This window comes from Acinetobacter amyesii (genome assembly GCF_002018365.1).
In the GTDB taxonomy this organism is placed as follows: domain Bacteria; phylum Pseudomonadota; class Gammaproteobacteria; order Pseudomonadales; family Moraxellaceae; genus Acinetobacter; species Acinetobacter amyesii.
In genome coordinates this window covers 116876-135308 of the sequence record NZ_MVKX01000003.1, presented here as the reverse complement: position 1 = coordinate 135308, position 18433 = coordinate 116876, and the positions used below count along the sequence as shown (strand labels likewise).

The 18433-nt window shown below is 40.3% G+C and carries 13 protein-coding genes; 8 read left to right on the top strand and 5 right to left on the bottom strand.

Going from position 1 to position 18433, the window contains the following annotated elements:
- The first annotated feature begins 245 nt into the window (after positions 1-245).
- From tig to B1202_RS05930, 4 genes are all read left to right on the top strand, one after another.
- Positions 246-1577, top strand: a complete 1332-nt coding sequence (gene tig, locus B1202_RS05945; RefSeq protein ID WP_078189663.1) for a trigger factor — start codon at positions 246-248, stop codon at positions 1575-1577.
- A gap of 194 nt (positions 1578-1771) precedes the next feature.
- Positions 1772-2377: an ATP-dependent Clp endopeptidase proteolytic subunit ClpP gene (gene clpP, locus B1202_RS05940; protein WP_078189662.1), complete on the top strand. Its 606-nt coding sequence runs from the start codon at positions 1772-1774 to the stop codon at positions 2375-2377.
- Positions 2378-2406: 29 nt separating this feature from the next.
- On the top strand, positions 2407-3717 hold the full coding sequence (gene clpX, locus B1202_RS05935; protein ID WP_078189661.1) for an ATP-dependent protease ATP-binding subunit ClpX: 1311 nt from the start codon (positions 2407-2409) through the stop codon (positions 3715-3717).
- 163 nt (positions 3718-3880) lie between these two features.
- Positions 3881-4594 carry a DUF2846 domain-containing protein gene (locus B1202_RS05930; protein ID WP_078189660.1) on the top strand — a complete coding sequence of 238 codons (714 nt, stop codon included), beginning with the start codon at positions 3881-3883 and terminating at the stop codon, positions 4592-4594.
- 67 nt (positions 4595-4661) lie between these two features.
- Here B1202_RS05930 and B1202_RS05925 read toward each other — a convergent pair whose 3' ends face one another.
- Positions 4662-6188 carry a fumarate hydratase gene (locus tag B1202_RS05925; RefSeq protein ID WP_078189659.1) on the bottom strand — a complete coding sequence of 509 codons (1527 nt, stop codon included), beginning with the start codon at positions 6186-6188 and terminating at the stop codon, positions 4662-4664.
- A 718-nt stretch (positions 6189-6906) separates the two neighbouring features.
- On the opposite strand from B1202_RS05925, the gene B1202_RS05920 reads away from it, so the two are divergent.
- The 3 genes from B1202_RS05920 to B1202_RS05910 all read left to right on the top strand — a co-directional run bounded on the left by B1202_RS05920 (position 6907) and on the right by B1202_RS05910 (position 10547).
- Positions 6907-7389 (top strand): GNAT family N-acetyltransferase, encoded by a 483-nt coding sequence (locus tag B1202_RS05920; RefSeq protein WP_078189658.1) that lies wholly within the window; start codon positions 6907-6909, stop codon positions 7387-7389.
- Positions 7390-7660: 271 nt separating this feature from the next.
- Entirely contained in the window at positions 7661-8881 is a 1221-nt protein-coding gene (locus B1202_RS05915; protein WP_171262603.1) for an OprD family outer membrane porin, read from the top strand.
- 49 nt (positions 8882-8930) lie between these two features.
- Positions 8931-10547, top strand: a complete 1617-nt coding sequence (locus tag B1202_RS05910; protein ID WP_078189656.1) for an alkaline phosphatase D family protein — start codon at positions 8931-8933, stop codon at positions 10545-10547.
- A 149-nt stretch (positions 10548-10696) separates the two neighbouring features.
- Here the strand turns inward: B1202_RS05910 and B1202_RS05905 are convergent, their stop codons facing one another.
- The 4 genes from B1202_RS05905 to B1202_RS05890 all read right to left on the bottom strand — a co-directional run bounded on the left by B1202_RS05905 (position 10697) and on the right by B1202_RS05890 (position 16793).
- Complete coding sequence (locus tag B1202_RS05905; protein WP_171262602.1) at positions 10697-11359, bottom strand: acid phosphatase; 663 nt, start codon at positions 11357-11359, stop codon at positions 10697-10699.
- 256 nt (positions 11360-11615) lie between these two features.
- Positions 11616-13757: a phosphate acetyltransferase gene (gene pta, locus B1202_RS05900; RefSeq protein ID WP_078189654.1), complete on the bottom strand. Its 2142-nt coding sequence runs from the start codon at positions 13755-13757 to the stop codon at positions 11616-11618.
- A gap of 59 nt (positions 13758-13816) precedes the next feature.
- A complete protein-coding gene (locus tag B1202_RS05895; RefSeq protein ID WP_078189653.1) occupies positions 13817-15034 on the bottom strand; it encodes an acetate/propionate family kinase in 1218 nt (405 codons plus the stop codon).
- A gap of 493 nt (positions 15035-15527) precedes the next feature.
- On the bottom strand, positions 15528-16793 hold the full coding sequence (locus B1202_RS05890) for a glutamate-5-semialdehyde dehydrogenase (protein WP_078189652.1): 1266 nt from the start codon (positions 16791-16793) through the stop codon (positions 15528-15530).
- Between the two features lie 303 nt (positions 16794-17096).
- Here B1202_RS05890 and B1202_RS05885 point away from each other — a divergent pair, with 303 nt between their 5' ends.
- The gene (locus tag B1202_RS05885; RefSeq protein ID WP_078189651.1) at positions 17097-18425 is read left to right on the top strand and encodes an alpha/beta fold hydrolase; all 1329 of its coding nucleotides are present in this window, start codon (positions 17097-17099) and stop codon (positions 18423-18425) included.
- Positions 18426-18433: the final 8 nt, after the last annotated feature.

The following is an 18433-nucleotide window of genomic DNA, read 5'->3' as shown; positions in this document are numbered from 1 at the left end:
ATATATGAAAATAAATTAAAAAATGTAGCATTAAGAATAATAGTGAGAAAGTTTCTCATTTGCAATGATGAATTAAAAAATAATCAATATTTATGCAAGAAAAGCTGAAAAATTCTAAAAATAAGAAGGGCATCCATGCCTGAATTTATAGTGTTATAATCCATTTTTGTATATCTTTAATTGTTGTCATATAATGTGGCACTTTTTTTTAAAACTGTTTTAACTAACAAATTATCGAGGAAGCCATGCAAGTAACTTCTGAAGCGGTTTCGGGCGTTGCCCGTCGTTTAAATGTATCTGTACCGACGAGCCGTATTAACGAGCAGTTTGAAGCTCGCTTGAAACGCACTGCCAAAACTGTGAAGATCAACGGCTTCCGTCCAGGTAAAGTACCTGTAAACGTTGTTCGTCGTGAATACGGTGCTGGTATCTATCAAGAAGTTGTAAACGACATCATTCGTGACACAGTATTCGAAGCGATCCAACAAGAAAAAATCAATGCTGTTGGTATGCCAAACATTGAAAAAACTGAAATGAAAGATGATGCTTTAGTTTATGAAGCAACTGTAGAAGTTTATCCAGAAGTTGAAGTTAAGTTCGAAGGCCTAGAAGTTGAACGTAAAGCAACTTCAGTTGACGAAAAAGACGTTGAGAAGATGATTGAAAATCTTCAAAAACAACGTGCTTCATGGGCTGAAACTAAAGGCATGGCTAAAAAAGACATGCAAGTAACTTTCGACTTTGAAGGTACTGTTGATGGCGAGAAGTTTGAAGGCGGCGCTGCTGAAGACTTTAAACTAGTTCTTGGTTCTGGTCGTATGATCCCTGGCTTCGAAGACGGCATCGTTGGTATGAAGAAAGGCGAAGAGAAAGTTATCGATGTAACTTTCCCTGAAGACTACCAAGCTGAAAACCTTGCTGGTAAAGCTGCTCAGTTCAAAATCACTGTTAAGCTTGTTGAAAAACAAAAACTTCCAGAAGTTGATGCTGAATTCTTAAAAATCTTCGGTCTAACTGAAGAAGAAGGCGTTGAAAAACTGAAAGCTGACGTTCGTAAAAACATGGAACGTGAAGTGAAAAACGGTCTTCGTAACCAAGTGAAAGGTGCAACTTTTGATGCGCTTGTAGCTGCAAACGAAGTAGAACTTCCAGAAGCAATGGTTGCTCAAGAAATTGACCGTCAACGTCAACAAATGATCCAACAATTCACTCAACAGTTTGGTGCTCAAGGTGCTAAAGCGTTTGATTCAAGCATGCTTCCAGATGACCTATTCAAAGAGCAAGCTGAAAAATCAGTTAAACTTGGCGTATTGGTAAGCAAAGTATTGGCTGAAGCTAAACTTGAAGTTGATGCTGCACGTGTTGATGCTTACATCGAAGACATGGCTTCTTCTTACGAAGATCCTAAAGAAGTAATTGAATACTTCAACAACGATAAACAGCAACGTGCTCAAATCGAAGCTGTTATTCTTGAAGACCAAGTTGTAGATCACATCTTAGCTTCTGCTAAAGTAACTGATACAACTGTGAGCTATGAAGACTTATTGAAAGAGCAACAAGCTCGTCAACAAGGCTAATTTCTAGCTTTCAAAAAAAGGCGCGTTAAGCGCCTTTTTTTATCGAATTTTGCCCCCAAATAAGTTGTCCTGATTTCACAATGCTTATGAAAAAAATATCTGTTATTTAATTGGGAATCTTTTGCAATTTCGACAAATATCCCTCATATTGTGAATTATGGGTTGAGTCAGAAAAATTTAGGAATAAATAACGTATGTATGTTCCAACAATTGAAAACGCACTAGTGCCAATGGTGGTAGAACAGTCATCTCGTGGCGAGCGTTCTTTTGATATTTACTCACGCCTTTTGCGTGAACGTGTGATTTTTTTAACCGGTGAAGTTGAAGACAACATGGCAAATTTGATCGTTGCCCAAATGTTGTTCTTAGAAGCAGAAAACCCAGATAAAGATATTCATTTATATATCAACTCACCAGGTGGTTCGGTTACTGCAGGTATGGCGATTTACGATACCATGCAATTCATTAAACCTGATGTTGTGACTTACTGTATGGGGCAAGCAGCATCGATGGGTGCATTCCTGCTCAATGCTGGCGCTAAAGGCAAACGTTACTGTCTTGAGAATGCCCGTGTCATGATTCACCAACCCCTTGGTGGTTTCCGTGGTCAGGCATCTGACATTGAAATTCATGCACGTGAAATTCTATTCATTAAAGAACGTTTAAACCGTTTGATGGCAGAGCATAGTGGTCAAGACTACGATACTGTTGCTCGAGATACTGACCGTGACAACTTTATGACAGCGCAAGCTGCAAAAGAATACGGTCTTGTGGACGAAGTTTTATCTAAACGTCCATAAGTTTTAAAGAATTAATTATTGGAGTGAATATGTCCGAACATCCTCAAGGACAAAAGCATTGTTCATTTTGCGGTAAAACGCAGTCTGAAGTCGGGAAACTGATTGCAGGTGAGGACGCGTACATCTGTAATGAGTGTGTGGACGTATGTCTTGACCTAGTTCAGACCAGTCAGCAAGTTGAATCAAATGACTGGGCAACTCGTCCTTTACCAAAACCGCATGAAATCCGTGCTGCGCTTGACCAATATGTGATTGGGCAAGATGTTGCGAAAAAGACCCTCTCTGTTGCGGTATACAACCACTATAAACGTCTAAAAGTTGGCACCAGTGGTAAAAAACCAGAAGACGGTGTAGAGATTTCGAAAAGTAACATCATGTTGGTTGGACCAACAGGTTCAGGTAAAACACTGCTTGCTCAGACACTTGCGCGTCTTTTAGATGTGCCATTTGCGATGGCAGATGCAACGACTTTAACTGAAGCCGGTTATGTGGGTGAAGACGTTGAGAACATTGTTCAAAAACTCCTTCAAAAAGCCGATTACGATGTAGAAAAAGCCCAAAAAGGCATTATCTATATCGATGAAATCGACAAAATTACCCGTAAGTCTGAAAACCCATCTATTACTCGTGATGTATCGGGTGAAGGTGTTCAGCAAGCGTTATTGAAAATGATCGAAGGTACGGTTGCGTCGATTCCGCCTCAAGGTGGCCGTAAGCATCCGCAGCAAGAATTTATCCAAATTGATACTTCAAACATCCTGTTTATCTGTGGTGGTGCATTCTCTGGCCTAGAGAAAATCGTACAGCAGCGTCAGGAAAAAGGTGGTATTGGCTTTACGGCTGAAGTGCGTAAGAAAGATGAAACTAAAAAATTATCTGACTTATTCCGCCAAGTTGAAGCGACAGATTTGGTCAAATTCGGTCTGATTCCTGAATTTATTGGTCGTTTACCTGTGATTGCTACCTTGGAGGAACTGGACGAAGAAGCATTGATGCAGATTCTGACAGAACCGAAAAATGCATTGACACGTCAGTACCAATATTTATTTGAAATGGAAAATGTTGACCTCGTATTTGAAGACTCAGCATTACGTGCCGTGGCTAAAAAAGCCCTTGACCGTAATACGGGTGCGCGTGGTCTACGTTCGATTTTAGAAAATTCATTGCTTGAAACGATGTATGACCTACCAAGTCGTTCAGATGTGGGTACGGTTGTCGTCAATGAAGCTGTGATTAATGGTGAAGCAGAGCCTGAATTTAAATCAGAACGTCAACCAAAGAAAACTGAAGAAGCTGCACCGAAGTCAGATTTAAAAGTTGTAAACTCTAAATCTGCTTAAGCGCTATTCGTCTGAAACGTGTGTAAATCCAAGATTTGCACACGTTTTTTATTTCCAAAAATAAAAGCAGAATGTTAATCTCAGCAGGATGGCGTGGATGCCTGAATGTAAAAAACTGAAAACAAAAGTGTAAAAATAAAAAAAGACGCAGTGAGGGATAATCATGCGTGGAGTTGCAATTCTACTTTTAAGCAGTGTAGCGCTGCTGGGTTGTCATGGAAAATCAGCCGTTGAGCAAACGTCATTGGCTTCAACATTAAAGCCCGTGGATCCTGAAAGTACACCGGGTCATATTGAACAATATCGCTTAGGTATGTTCACCATTGGTGGTTGGGTCAATCAGAAACAAGGCCGACATTTTCAAGAAGTGAAAGCTCAGCATGATCAAGCAGCGATCGTGTATTTATATCGTCCAGACAGTAAATGGAACCGTCAAGAAATTGTGGCCAGCAGCTTATTTCTCAACAGTGAGCGTATTCCAAGTTTATTGAATAATCATTATTACTGGGTGGAGTTACCGGCAGGGAATTACCGCTTATCATCGAGTCGCCCTTTGGGTGTGAATCATTTTCAAAAGCCTAAATATTTAGACTTTGATGTTGAAGCAGGTCAAACTTACTTCATTAAATATGATGAAGAAAATTTATCCAGTAAAAGAACGGTTTCAGGTCCATTGCTGCTCATGCCTGAAAAAATTGGTCGAAATGAAATCGCATTTACAGAGTTGAAGTCCAACAGTTTTAACTTTGTAGCAGAAGATCAGAATTCTGGAAAAGTACGGAAAAGTGCGCAGAAGTTGAAGGCACCTCATTATGATCCTGCGGAAGATGTACAGTTGACCAAGCCTTTTAAACTGTGGAATCCATTAACTTGGTAGAGACTGAACATTGACAATAAAAAAGCACCCGATGGGGTGCTTTTTTTAGATCTGGAATCTGGCGAAATTAGTTCGCAGCAGCATCAACTACTGGGATTTTACCAATTTTTGCTTGCCAGATTTTTGGTGCAGTTGCGTGAACAGAAGTACCATTTACGTCAACAGCTACCGATACAGGCATGTCTTTTACAACAAATTTGTAGATCGCTTCCATACCTAAGTCAGCAAATGCTACAACTTCAGCTTCACGAATCGCTTTCGATACTAAGTAAGCAGCACCACCGACAGCCATGAGGTAAGTCGCTTTGTTGTCTTTGATTGCTTCAACAGCAGCAGGACCACGATCCGCTTTACCAATCATACCGAACATGCCAGTTGCTTCAAGCACTTGACGTGTGAACTTATCCATACGTGTTGCAGTTGTTGGGCCAGCAGGACCAACCACTTCGTCACCGACTGGATCAACAGGGCCAACGTAGTAAATAAATTTACCTTTTAGGTCAACTGGAAGTTCTTCACCTTTGTTTAACATGTCAACCATACGTTTGTGTGCAGCGTCACGACCTGTATAGATTGTACCGTTAAGAAGCAGTGTGTCACCTGGTTGCCAAGAGTTCATTTCTTCTTGAGTAATGTTGTCTAAGTCAACACGTTTAGACGTTGATGAATCCCAAGTCACTGCAGGGTAGTCTTCAAGGCTAGGAGCTTGAATATGCGCTACACCTGAACCGTCTAATTGGAAATGCGCATGACGAGTTGCAGCACAGTTAGGAATCATACCTACTGGTTTACCCGCAGCGTGACATGGATAGTCTTTGATTTTGATATCAAGAACAGTCGTTAAACCGCCAAGACCTTGAGCACCAATACCTAAAGCATTTACTTTTTCGAAGATTTCGATACGAAGTTCTTCGATTTGGTTTTGTGGGCCACGACGAAGTAATTCGTCCATATTGATTTCTTCCATTAATGCTTCTTTTGCAAGCATCATGGCTTTTTCAGCAGTACCACCAATACCGATACCGAGCATACCAGGAGGACACCAACCAGCACCCATTGTTGGAACAGTTTTAAGTACCCAATCTACGATAGAGTCAGAAGGGTTAAGCATCGCAAGTTTAGATTTGTTTTCTGAACCGCCACCCTTAGCAGCGACAGTAATATCAACTTTATTACCTGGAACGAGTTTGTAGTGAATTACAGCAGGAGTGTTGTCTTTAGTATTTTTACGACCAAAAGCAGGATCAGCTAATACTGATGCACGAAGAATGTTTGAGTTTTCCAGATAACCTTGACGTACACCTTCATTGATTGCATCGTCTAGGCTCATGGTTAAATCAAATTTAACGTCTAAGCCCACTTCAAGAAATACGTTCACAATACCCGTATCTTGACAGATAGGACGATGGCCTTCTGCACACATACGAGAGTTAATTAAAATTTGTGCAATCGCGTCTTTTGCGGCTTTGTTTTCTTCACGGTCATACGCACGGCTCATCGCTTGGATGAAGTCCTGTGGGTGATAGTAAGAAATGAACTGAAGCGCATCTTTTACCGATGTGATCAAGTCATCTTGCTTGATAATAGTTGTCATACAAATATCTCTTGAGCGGGCTGATAGCTAGCGGGCTAAATTATAAGACAAAAACACAGTTGTGTGGGTATTTCGCTTAATCTTTGGCCGAAAGTTTAATAGGCTTAAACAGTGCCATGTTTCGCTGTCATAAATGGCCTGAAAATGACGTTTTAACTGTTATATTTTATGAAATATTTGTCACATAACTAGAGGAGAATATTTGTTTTAGTTTCTAAGATTTTGAAATTAAATAATATTTATTATTTTTGAATATTTCATATTTGTCATATAACTGTCATAAAACTTTTACATAATGACGTCATCAAAGTTAGAGTGTGAAATATATGGTTACTCCAGTGTTGTCAGTTATTGGTTTTTCTCTGTTTATCGCAGCAACTTGGTTCTACGGTCAACAAGAAGATCAAGCCTAAAGCTTTATCTTCTTTTTTTTCTGCTTTAAATTTTATAAAAAATAATATTCTTCTTCAAATCTTCAAATCTTCAAATCTTCAAATCTTCAAATCTTCAAATCTTCAAATCTTCAAATCTTCAAATCTTCAAATCTTCAAATCCTCAAATCTTCAAATCTAATCATGAGTAATAGCTAATTTTTAGTCTTTGCATCAGTTTGCGTCAGAGTGATAATCATCGTCGATCGCTAGCGCTTTCAATTTTTTACAAGACTTTAATTATAAACGCTAAATTTTGAAGGAATTATTTGAGGGATAAAATAAAAATGAGCTCTGTTACTGTACGTCCAACTTTAGAGTCAGATTGGAAGACATTGAAAAATTTACGGCTCAAGGCATTACAGGACAGTCCTGATGCATTTAAAGTAACATATGAAAAAACTAAAACTCATAGTGATTCAGAATGGCAAGATAGAGCGGCACAGAGAACACCATGTCACTATCTACTAGCATTTGATGTTGAAGACGCTATTGGCATGGTTGGTGGTATTGTGGATGAACAGAATGAATTTAATGTAGTGGCAATGTGGGTAAGAGCAAAATTTTATTCCCGAAGTATTGCTGAGCAGATGATTACTAAAATTAAGCAATATGCCATTTCTCAAGGGTTTGAAAAAATTGTGCTACGAGTTTCATGGGGTCATTTACGCGCTTTTCAATTTTATACTAAGCTTGGTTTCGTAAGGGTAACTGAGAAGGATTTAGATAATTCAAACTTCGGATTAAATAGCCAAAAGATGGAATGTTAAGAATTATTTAAATAGGATTAACTTATTGATATTTTGCATCGTTAAAACTGTTTTTTTAAAAATTATGTGGTGCATTTAAAGTTTTATTAGAATTAATTTATAAATAATCAAATATTTAAATTTAACAAAAATTATATTTTTCATGTAATTGTCATGTGATTGCAAGTGTATTGTCATACAGAGTCTTTAGGTTATTGCAGTATTTCTCAAGGACCAAAGAGGTTAGACATTGAATTACAAAGCACTCATTTGCTGTATGGCTTTCACCCCAATGCTTACAATGCAAGAAGCACAAGCAGAATTTATTAAAGATAGTAAAGCAGAAATAGACTTTAAAAATTATTATTTTGATCAAGATCAAGAGCCTAACGATAAAGATTCGACAGTCTGGGGGCAAGGTATTGAATTGAGTTATCAGTCTGGCTTTACGGAAGGTCAAGTCGGTTTTGGCTTAGATGCGACTGTGGCAGCAGGTATACGTTTAGACGGAAGCAAAGATAAAGCCAAAAATTCATTGATGTTTCCTCTAGAGGGTGATGGTAGTCCAACAAATTATTGGACACGTGCATATCCCACTTTAAAAGCGCGCTATCAGAAAACTGATGTAAAAGTCGGGGAGTTACGCCCTAATTTACCCATTTTGAGTCGAAGCTTTGCTCGCTTGCTCGAATCTGCCTATTTAGGTGGTCAAGTCACTTCTAAAGATGTGAAAGGGCTGACTTTAACTGGAGGTTATGTCACCAAAGCAATTCCACGTGCATCACGAGATGCTTCAAAGCTTTCTATAAAAGGCGCAACAGAAACCAGTGACGGTTTTATATTTGGCGGTGCGGACTGGAAGCCCAATAAAAATTTAACGCTGCAGTATTATGCAGGTGAGCTGGATGATTTTTATGTACAACAATTTGTCGGTGTGAAACACAAATTTCCATTCAGTGAAAATCAAAGTTTTAATACAGACTTACGTTTATTTGATACTCAAGCGACTGGAGCTAATGAGCGTGGTGAAAAAGGCTACGGCACGAAAGTAGATAACCAGACAGCCAGTGTGGACTTCAAATACAAATTTAAAAATCATCAGCTGCAATTCGGCGCGCAAAAAATTGGTGATGATGGCGATTTTCTGCATATGAATCAGGGCAGTTTAGATAATGGTGCGGATGGTACGTTCATTTATTTGCCAACTAATCGTTTGCTGCAGAACTTTACTAATGCAGGTGAAAAGTCCACATGGTATGGCTATCGATATGACTTTAATGATCAATACTTGAAAGGCCTAAATGTTTCGTTCCTGAAAGTACAAGGACGTGATTTTGGTAAGTGTGGCTGTGCAACTGAGTCTGAAATTGATTATACCTTGCGTTATAAAGTGCCAGAAGGGAAATTCAAAAATTTAGGTTTTACCGCTCAATACGGAAAATTCAAAAAAAGTACAGGAACAAAGCAGGAACAAAGCCGTATCTACTTGACCTACACCATGCCAATTTTCTAATCCAAAACTGATCAGATTAATTTATTAAAAAGTTTATAGAGAAATAAAAATGAATCATTTTAATTCGAATCGTCGTCAATTCTTAAAGGGGTTGATGGGGGTTGGGTCTTTAGCGTTATTTTCTGGACTTAGTCCAGTAAGCAGCTGGGCAAATGTCAAATTTCCGATTAGCCCGTTTCAATTAGGCGTTGCTTCAGGTGAACCTTGGCCAGATGGTTTTGTGATTTGGACACGTATTGCACCTTATCCACTGTCTGTAGATGGCGGCATGCCCAATGAAGCAGTTGAAGTAGATTGGGATATTGCTACAGATATTGAATTTAAAAAAATTGTGCAAACTGGGAAGGCGCAGGCACATCCTGACTTACATCACACAGTGCATGTGGAGGTAACCAGTTTAGCACCGATGACACGTTATTATTATCGATTTAGATTGGCTGGTTATGAAAGTTCTGTTGGTACAGCAAAATCCGCGCCAGCAGCACATCAAATGCCAGAACGAGTTCGAGTTGCTGTAGTAGGTTGTCAGCATTATGAAACAGGCTATTACACGGCTTATGATTACTTGAGCAAAGAGAACGAGATAGATTTAGTTTTCCATTATGGTGACTATATTTATGAAGGACCAGAGGGTAAAGGCGGGGGACGTGCAATTGGAGATCTAAGAGTTTCAATTCCTGCACGTCAACATATTGGTCCTGAAATTCAAACTTTACTGCAATATCGTATTCGTTATGCACAGTATCGTGCGGATCCTGATTTACAAGCTGCACATGCCTCTGCACCTTTTGCAATGACCTTTGATGATCATGAAGTTGATAACAACTGGGCAGCAGATATTGAAGAAAAAGGCGAGAAGAAAGACATATTTTTACTGCGCCGCGCAGCGGCGTTTCAAGCGTGGTACGAGTATATGCCTGTGCGCTTAAAACAGAAGCCGAATGGCCCAGATATCCTTGCTTACCGCACTTTAGATTATGGGAAAATGTTGCGTATGAATATTTTGGATACACGCCAGTACCGTTCTCCAATTTTATGCACCAAAGCTCAGTTAGAAGATGGGTTTGATAAAATGGATTATTGCCGTACGGAGAATAGCCGAAATGAGCAGGTTCTTGGTAAAGCGCAAGAGCAATGGTTGGTGAAGCAAATGCGCCACGATAAGCGTTGGAATGTATTGGCGCAGCAAATTCAGGTGATGCCTTGGGTGCGCTATAACAAATCAGGTAAGGCTTATTTTGGCAAAGATACGTGGAATGGTTATCCTTATGCACGTGAGCGATTGATTGAATCTATCAAAGAAAATGCACCTCATGGCAATACGGTAATTTTATCAGGAGATTTGCATCAATATTTTGCAGCGAATATCCCAAGTGATTTGAATGATTATAAGAGCCCATCGATTGCAACCGAATTTTTAACCACATCGATAACTTCTACCGGCAATGGTCAGCCAACCCGTCCAGGGCAGGAAGATGTGCTGAAGTTGAATCCACACATTAAATTTATCAACGATCAACGCGGTTACCAGACCTTAGACTTTTTTAAAGACTATATGCGTACAGACTTAAAGGTTCTGGATTTTGTTGAAAAACCAGGTGGAAAAATGACAACCGTAGCAAGTTTTGAAGTCGCATATGGTAAACCTGAGTTAAAGCGGATATAAAATGATTTTGATTACTGTTATTACAGAAGATATAGCAATTAATCTCCCTATATTTAAAAAACTTAACCTCGGATTATTTTTATAATTAGATAAAAATCCCACCTTATTGTTTGGTGGGATTTTTTATAGAACAATTTTACTCTATGAGTCTAATTTGCGTTTTGAAGTAACCTATGTAATTCGAGTTTTGCTTTTTGCATATCAGCATTAAATGCAGGGTCCGCTTGAAGTTGAGCATATTGTGCTGCACCCATTATGCGACCTGCATCGACATCGCTTTGCCAGTGCATATTACATACGACACGGCTTTGACCAAATTCAATACCACGTTTAAGAATTTGACTTTGACGCTCAGGACGTAACTCTGCTAAGACTAATGCATATGTCCAACCGATAGTTGTATGTCCAGAAGGATAAGAAACATATTGATTTTTTTCATTTTCTTCTTCAGGGGTACAAGTGCTGACATTAAAATAGCCATATGGACGTTCACGGCTATATTTCTTTTTTGCAGTTTGAGTAGAGTATCTACTATCAAGTTTAATCTTTCTTAAAATTTCAAATAAAATAGGTGTATTTTTCTCATTAATTTCTACGCCAAATGCAGATGAAAAAGGTCGCCCTAAATGTGCATTTGAAACATCAGCATCAATTTGTGCTTGCTGCCAGCGAGCCGTATTTTTCAAATATTGAGATTGTTTAAAAATACTTTGATCACGAATGAAATCTCCAGTATAGGCTTGTGGAGGAGTAGATAATATCTCAAGACTATTTGGAGCTGAGTCAGGTGTTAGATATGAATCTGCGGCCATAGAGTGTGCGCTTAAGCAAACCAATATTAATGTTGAGATGGCACATTGAGTATAAAATTTTAAGTTTGTCATGATATAGCTAAGTTTTTGAATAATTAAAAAAGCGCTCATACCATAAGCAATAATATTGACTCTAAGATGACAAGAGTTAATAAGATGAAAATTATCGTAATATTAAAAAGAATGAAATGCGGCGAAATGGGACTAAAAAACCACCCAATCTTTCGAAAGGGTGGTTTAGAACTCGAAACTAAAATTAAGCTTCTTGCTGTTCGGATTGGATTGCCGTTAATGCAATGGTAAATACGATGTCATCGACCAATGCGCCACGAGACAAGTCATTTACAGGCTTGTTTAAACCTTGCAGCATTGGGCCAACACTGACTACATTTGCAGAACGTTGAACTGCTTTATAGGTTGTATTACCTGTATTTAAGTCAGGGAAAATAAACACATTGGCACGACCAGCCACTTTAGAGTCAGGTGCTTTAGAGCGTCCTACACTTTCTACCGATGCAGCATCGTATTGAAGCGGGCCATCAATCAGTAAATCTGGACGGCGTTCTTTGGCAATGCGAGTTGCTTCAGCCACTTTCTCGACATCTGCACCTGCACCAGAAGTACCTGTTGAATACGAAATCATCGCAATGCGTGGATCAATACCAAAAGCTTTCGCTGAATCTGCAGATTGAATCGCAATCTCTGCAAGCTGTTCTGCATTTGGATCTGGATTAATGGCACAATCACCATATACATAGACTTCATCTGGTAACAGCATAAAGAATACTGAAGAAACCAATGAATAATCAGGTGCAGTCTTAATCAATTGAAAAGCAGGACGTACGGTATTCGCCGTAGTATGTACTGCGCCTGAGACTAAGCCATCCACTTGATCGAGTGCAAGCATCATGGTACCTAAAACCACAGTGTCTTGTAGCTGTTCACGTGCTTGTAGATCATTGAGTTTGCCTTTACGCAGCTCAACCATTTTCGGCACATAGTTTTCACGAATCAGATCAGGATCAATGATTTCCAAATCATGTGGAAGTTCGATGTTACGAGCTTTTGCAACTTCAATCACGGCTTCAGGTTTTGCCAATAAAATACAGTGTGCAATGCCACGTGATTGACAAATGGCAGCCGCTTGGATGGTCCGTGGTTCGTCACCTTCAGGTAGAACAATTCGTTTTTTCGCAGCAATAGACTTTTGTACCAATTCATGACGGAATGCAGAAGGGGACAAACGTGGTTGATACGAACCATTTAATACTTCAGTAATCCATTCAGCATTGATGTGGCTTGAAACAAAGCGGGTCACTTGTTCTGCACGTTCTACGTCATCGACAGGAATTTCATTGCCTAAGTTTGAAAGTTGTTGTGCCGTTTCAAAAGTGCTTAAAGGCGTATGTAAAATCGGTAAGCCTTGCTTAATCGCGGTTTGGCAGAAATCTAAAACTTGTGGGTTCGGTTGATGATGTTCAGTCAAAACTAAACCGGCAAGTGGAATACCATTGCTACTTGCAAGGCTAGAAGCCAACAACACATCAATACGGTCAGAGGCGCTGATAATCAGTTCGCCTGCCACAAATTTGTGAAGTTCATGTTCAATATTAGATGCAACTAAGCTGCTATGTAGTACACGGCGATGAGCAGCATCGCCTTGGTTGATCCATTCTGCTTGAATATGCGTCGCCAAGTCAGACATGCGCGGTACACTGAGCGTATTACTAAATGGAACGAGACCAATAACAGGTAGCTGTGCAGAACCAATTTGCGGATTACTTTGTTGTAATTCAAGCACAAATTTATTGGTATCACTGATTAAACGTAGATTTGGATCAAGCGTGACAGGAATTTGCGCAGACTCTTCTGGCAAGCCACGTGTGCGCATAAACAAAACGCCCGCAGTACGTTCAGATGCAGCACCACCGAATTGGCGTAGAGAGCTGTCAATTTTCTCAGCCGTTTTCGTGGCATTTAGAATATCTGCTGTACTGACAATAATTACTTTGGCATCGAGTGCTTTTGCTAAAGTTGCATTCAGTTCTGAGGCAAAGTTATCTCGGCTGTTTGGAACCAAGCCTTCAACAATAATTAGGTCATGCTTTTTTGCAATTTCACGGTGCAAACGAACCGCTTCTTCGAGCAGTTCATCACTTTCATCATGACTGATTTGTTTCACGATGGTGGCATGGTGAATGGGTTCTACCGTTTCATTATTAAATAAATGACGATAAAGAGCCGTTGTGCGGTCTACAGTATCTGCGACATTTTCTTGTGAAAATGGTTTCAGAAAACCTGCTTTGACCCCTTGGCATTCCAAAGCATAAATTAAACCTAAGCATGCAGATGTTAAACCTACACCTTCCCCAGTTGGCACGAGTAAAATTGTTTTCATACGGTGTCTAAATTAAAGCTAAAAATTAATATTGAAGGCGAAGGGGCTGATGCGATTGCTTATGCAATCGCAGCTTCAGCATCAGGCTTTTTTGTAGCAGACGCTGTCACCTCGTCTACAACATGCTCAGTTTCTTTGGCAATACGGCCTTCTTCATCGGTTGGAACAACCCAAATTTGTGGGCCAGTACCGTGGTCAATACGACCTTCAGTACCGCGTTTTAAGTTGTCATTTAATTCTTTACTAAGGTTGAAACCAAAGTGCGGTAAGTATGAAACCGTTTTTTCACGAATGTAGGCAGAATTTTCACCAATACCACCCGTAAAGAATAAACCGTCAATACGTGGTAGACCACAGCTGAGACCCGCCAAAGATTTTGCTAAACGGTAGCAGAATACTTCAATGGCAAGTGCGGCATCTTCGTTGCCTTGTTCTGATGCTTCGATCAATGTGCGCATGTCATTTGATAGATCAGACAAACCGAGTAGGCCTGATTGGCTGTTCAGCATTTTGTCGATTTTGTAGATATCCCAACCTAAGTTGCTTGCAAGGAAGCTGTGAATACTTGGGTCGACATCACCACTACGTGTGCCCATGACCACACCTTCAAGTGGTGTTAGACCCATTGACGTATCTACAGATTGACCATTCCAAATCGCACAAGTCGAGCTACCATTGCCTAAATGAGCAGTTAACCAGCCACCTTGTTTAAAGCTGCCTGCCAACATTGAGCCACGCTCAGATACGTAGGCATGGCTAGTACCGTGGAAGCCATAACGACGTACGTTATGCTGTGTGTACAAGAATTTTGGTAATGCATAGCGGTATGCATGAGACGGCATCGTTTGGTGGAATGCTGTATCAAATACGGCTACTTGCGGAAGTTCAGGGAACAAACGCATGGTTGCTTCGATCCCCACCAAGTGAGCCGGGTTATGCAATGGAGCAAGCGGAGTTGCTTCACGAATACGTTCAATAATTTCTGGTGTTAATAGCTCAGCTTTGGTTAATGTACCGCCGTGAACAACGCGGTGACCAATCGCTTGAGGATTATGGTGAGCCAAACGCTCTAAAATAGTTTCGAGGGCTTTTTCATGGTCAGCATGTGGAATAGACAGCTCAAGCGCAGCACCACCCGTAGTGACCCCTTTAATACGTGCATCAGCAGAACCTAGATTCTCGGCCAGACCAAAAATACGATCTTCACGGCGCTCAGAAACTAACGCATATTTGATAGAAGAAGATCCGCAGTTAATTACTAATACTGATGTAGACACGTTTAAATACCCGAATTCTAATTGAAATACTTATCCATAATGTTGATCTGATTGCAGTTGTATTGATTGATGCAATTTAGATCTGTGATGATGTTTTATCATGGGTTTTTTTATCGTCCTAGATAGACTTTAGGAGATTAGACTTAAGCACTATCGACCCTGAGCACAATAATAATTAAAATTTATCAGTTCATAGTTTTCATTTATTAATAAAATAATCCTCAAAATTTATACGATTTAAGAGATATACATAGAACATAACATGCGGTTGCTGCGCTGTAATCCTCAAATTGTTGCAAAAAAGCAGGTAAATTGAACTTTTCTTATTCTTCTTAAGCATTTAATTGTCAAAAAATCTGTTTTCGATTCTATATCCTGTGTGTTTGCAGGCTTATATTTCAATATGTGAACCCTGGGTCTAGTTTTTTAAATCGCCATAAAAAAAGCTGTGCCTTTAATCAGAAAAGCACAGCTTTCATTGTCTTATTGGGTGTTATTGGCGAATTTGACCATCACCAAATACAATCCATTTTTGAGAAGTCAGACCTTCTAGGCCGACTGGTCCGCGTGCATGGATTTTATCGGTTGAAATACCGATCTCAGCACCAAGACCATATTCAAAACCATCCGCAAAACGCGTTGAGGCATTAATCATCACTGAACTCGAATCTACACGCGCCAAGAACTGACGAGCCAAACTAAAGTTTTCGGTAATGATTGAGTCGGTATGGTGTGAGCCATATTTGTTGATGTGCTCAATCGCTTCATCTAAGCCTGTAACGACTTTCACTGCCAAAATCGGGCCTAAATATTCGGTGTACCAATCTTCCTCAGTTGCAGGAACAATCGACTCACCCAAAATGCGCTGCGTTTCAGCGCAGCCACGCAGTTCAACTTTTTTCTCAGCATAAAGTTCAGCAATGCGTGGTAAAAACTCTTCAGCGACATTTTCATCGACAAGCAAGGTTTCCATGGCATTACATACGCCATAACGGTGTGTTTTGGCATTAAGCGCAATAGGTAATGCTTTTTGCAAATCAGCCTGAGCTTCCACAAAAACATGGCAGTTACCATCAAGATGTTTGATAACAGGCACACGTGCTTCATTGGTGATACGTTCAATTAGGCCTTTGCCACCACGAGGTACGATCACATCGACATATTCAGGCATGGTAATTAATTGGCCAACCGCAGCACGGTCTGGGGTATTAAGCACTTGAACGGCATGCTCAGGCACGCCAGCGGCAGTTAAGCCATGTTGAATCGCTGCCGCAATTGCTTGGTTAGATTCCAAAGCTTCAGAACCACCACGTAAAATAATCGCATTACCTGATTTAAGCGCTAAAGATGCGGCTTCAAGGGTGACATTTGGGCGAGATTCGTAAATCATGCCGACAACACCTAGCGGCACGCGCATTTTGCCCAGCTGAATACCTGTCGGACGAAAGGCCATATCGGTAATTTCGCCAATTGGGTCAGTCAGTGCGATTACATCTTTTAGACCTTGAAGCATGCCTTTAAAGCGTGTGGGGGTAAGTTCTAAGCGATCAAGTAGAGCACTATCCAAGTTGTTGTTATGCGCTTTGGTCATATCCACTTGGTTAGCTGCCAAAATTGCAGTTTCACTGTTTTGTAAAGCAGTATAAATTGCTGATAAGGCATTATTTTTAGTCTGGGTAGAAGCCCCTGCGAGCACACGTGATGCTGTGCGTGCTTGCTGTCCTACCGTTTGCATGTATTGTTCAATAGACTCTTGCATAGCGGTTTGATCACTTAGAAATTTCAACTCGATATTAACAGCCTGTGACTGAACAATGAAGCACTTAAGTGCACATTCGACTGCAGATGCTGACCAGAATTAACATTTTGAAATTGTTTTTAGAACAAAAGTAGATAAGCGGCGGGGATATCAGTTGCTTGTAAAATGAACCTCTGTATAGAATGAAACAATAGCGACATTGAAGTCGTACAAATAACGATTAAAGAGCAGGACGCTAAGTCGAGCAGAGTCTCTAAATGAATTCCTGACAATAAAAATAAGGCAGGAATGGAGGAAAGGAATATGAATTCCATTATCCAAATGGATCCCACCGTACAGGAAAGTACGCATTACAGTTTTTTCGATCTGTATGACAAGCAAAGCTTTAAACAGCCTGCCAGAACGACATGGATTGATGGCTGGAAGGTCGAATATATGGCCATTGCACAACCTGAAACGATTCATCGCACCCCGATTGTTATTATTGGTGGGGCATTTCAAAACTTTAATTCCTACAAATATTGTGTCGAACAATTATTTGCGGCAGGCCCTATTATTTTAATCGATTTACCATCCATGGGCTCAAACCAGCAAATTACCAATGTCGATACTGCTGTGTCAGCAGGGACTTTAGAGTTGGGTGATTTGGCGCAGATGTTAGGCGTTTGGTTGGATATTGTGGGACTAGAAAAAGTATCCGTGATGGGGATGTCACTAGGTTCAGTGGTGGCAGCAGGTCTGGCCGATCAACGTCCTGAATTGATTGATCGCATGATTTTAATGGGCGTGATGCAAAAAACGCGCAAGAGCTGGCGCATGTTGCTTGAAGAATCCTTGCACTTGATGAAAGAACAGCGCATGGATGAATTTGGCCAAGCGGTGATTTTATATTTGGTCAATCATGCCAAACTTGATGTGACGCGGATGTCACCGACAGCAAAGCGTTTGTTCTTTAGACAAATGGCTGAATTCACCAATACCGAACAAGAGCGTTATGACATTAACTGTAATCGTTTGCTGCGTTTGCAAGACGTGCCGATTCCACAGTGTGATGTATTGGTGTCTTGCGGGCAGTACGACAGTTTTACTTTACCGCATGAAAATGCAGGTTTTGCCTTGCAATGTCCGAATATGCAATTTGCCATGATTGCCAATGCGGATCATTTACCGCAGTTGCAACGCCGTAAGGAAACCATGAATTTGTTTGCAACTTATCTACGCGGTGAGTCTATTCAGCAGTTGGACGGGATCATTCCAATGAGCCGAGAGCAAATGCAAAATATCGAACGCCGTGGCGAGGCGCGGGTGAGTGTACAACAGCCATTCACGCATTTATCTCATCGCCATTCAGACCTCGTGGTTGATACTCAAATTATGGATTTAAATTATTTCGGCGTGTTATTGAATGTACAGGCTGACATGTTGGACTACATGCACGCATATCCACGGGATTTGGCATTACATCTAGAAGATGACGAAGGTGAGTTTAAAATTGAATGTCTCATCTTTGACGTTGTAGATACGCAGGTTCGTGCTTTGTTTAAGCATGGTAGTTTTGAGTTGGCGGAGCGTTTATTGCGCTTTGTACAACGCCAAAAAGAAGATGTGTTGATATTAGAAGCTGTAAGTTAAAACATGAA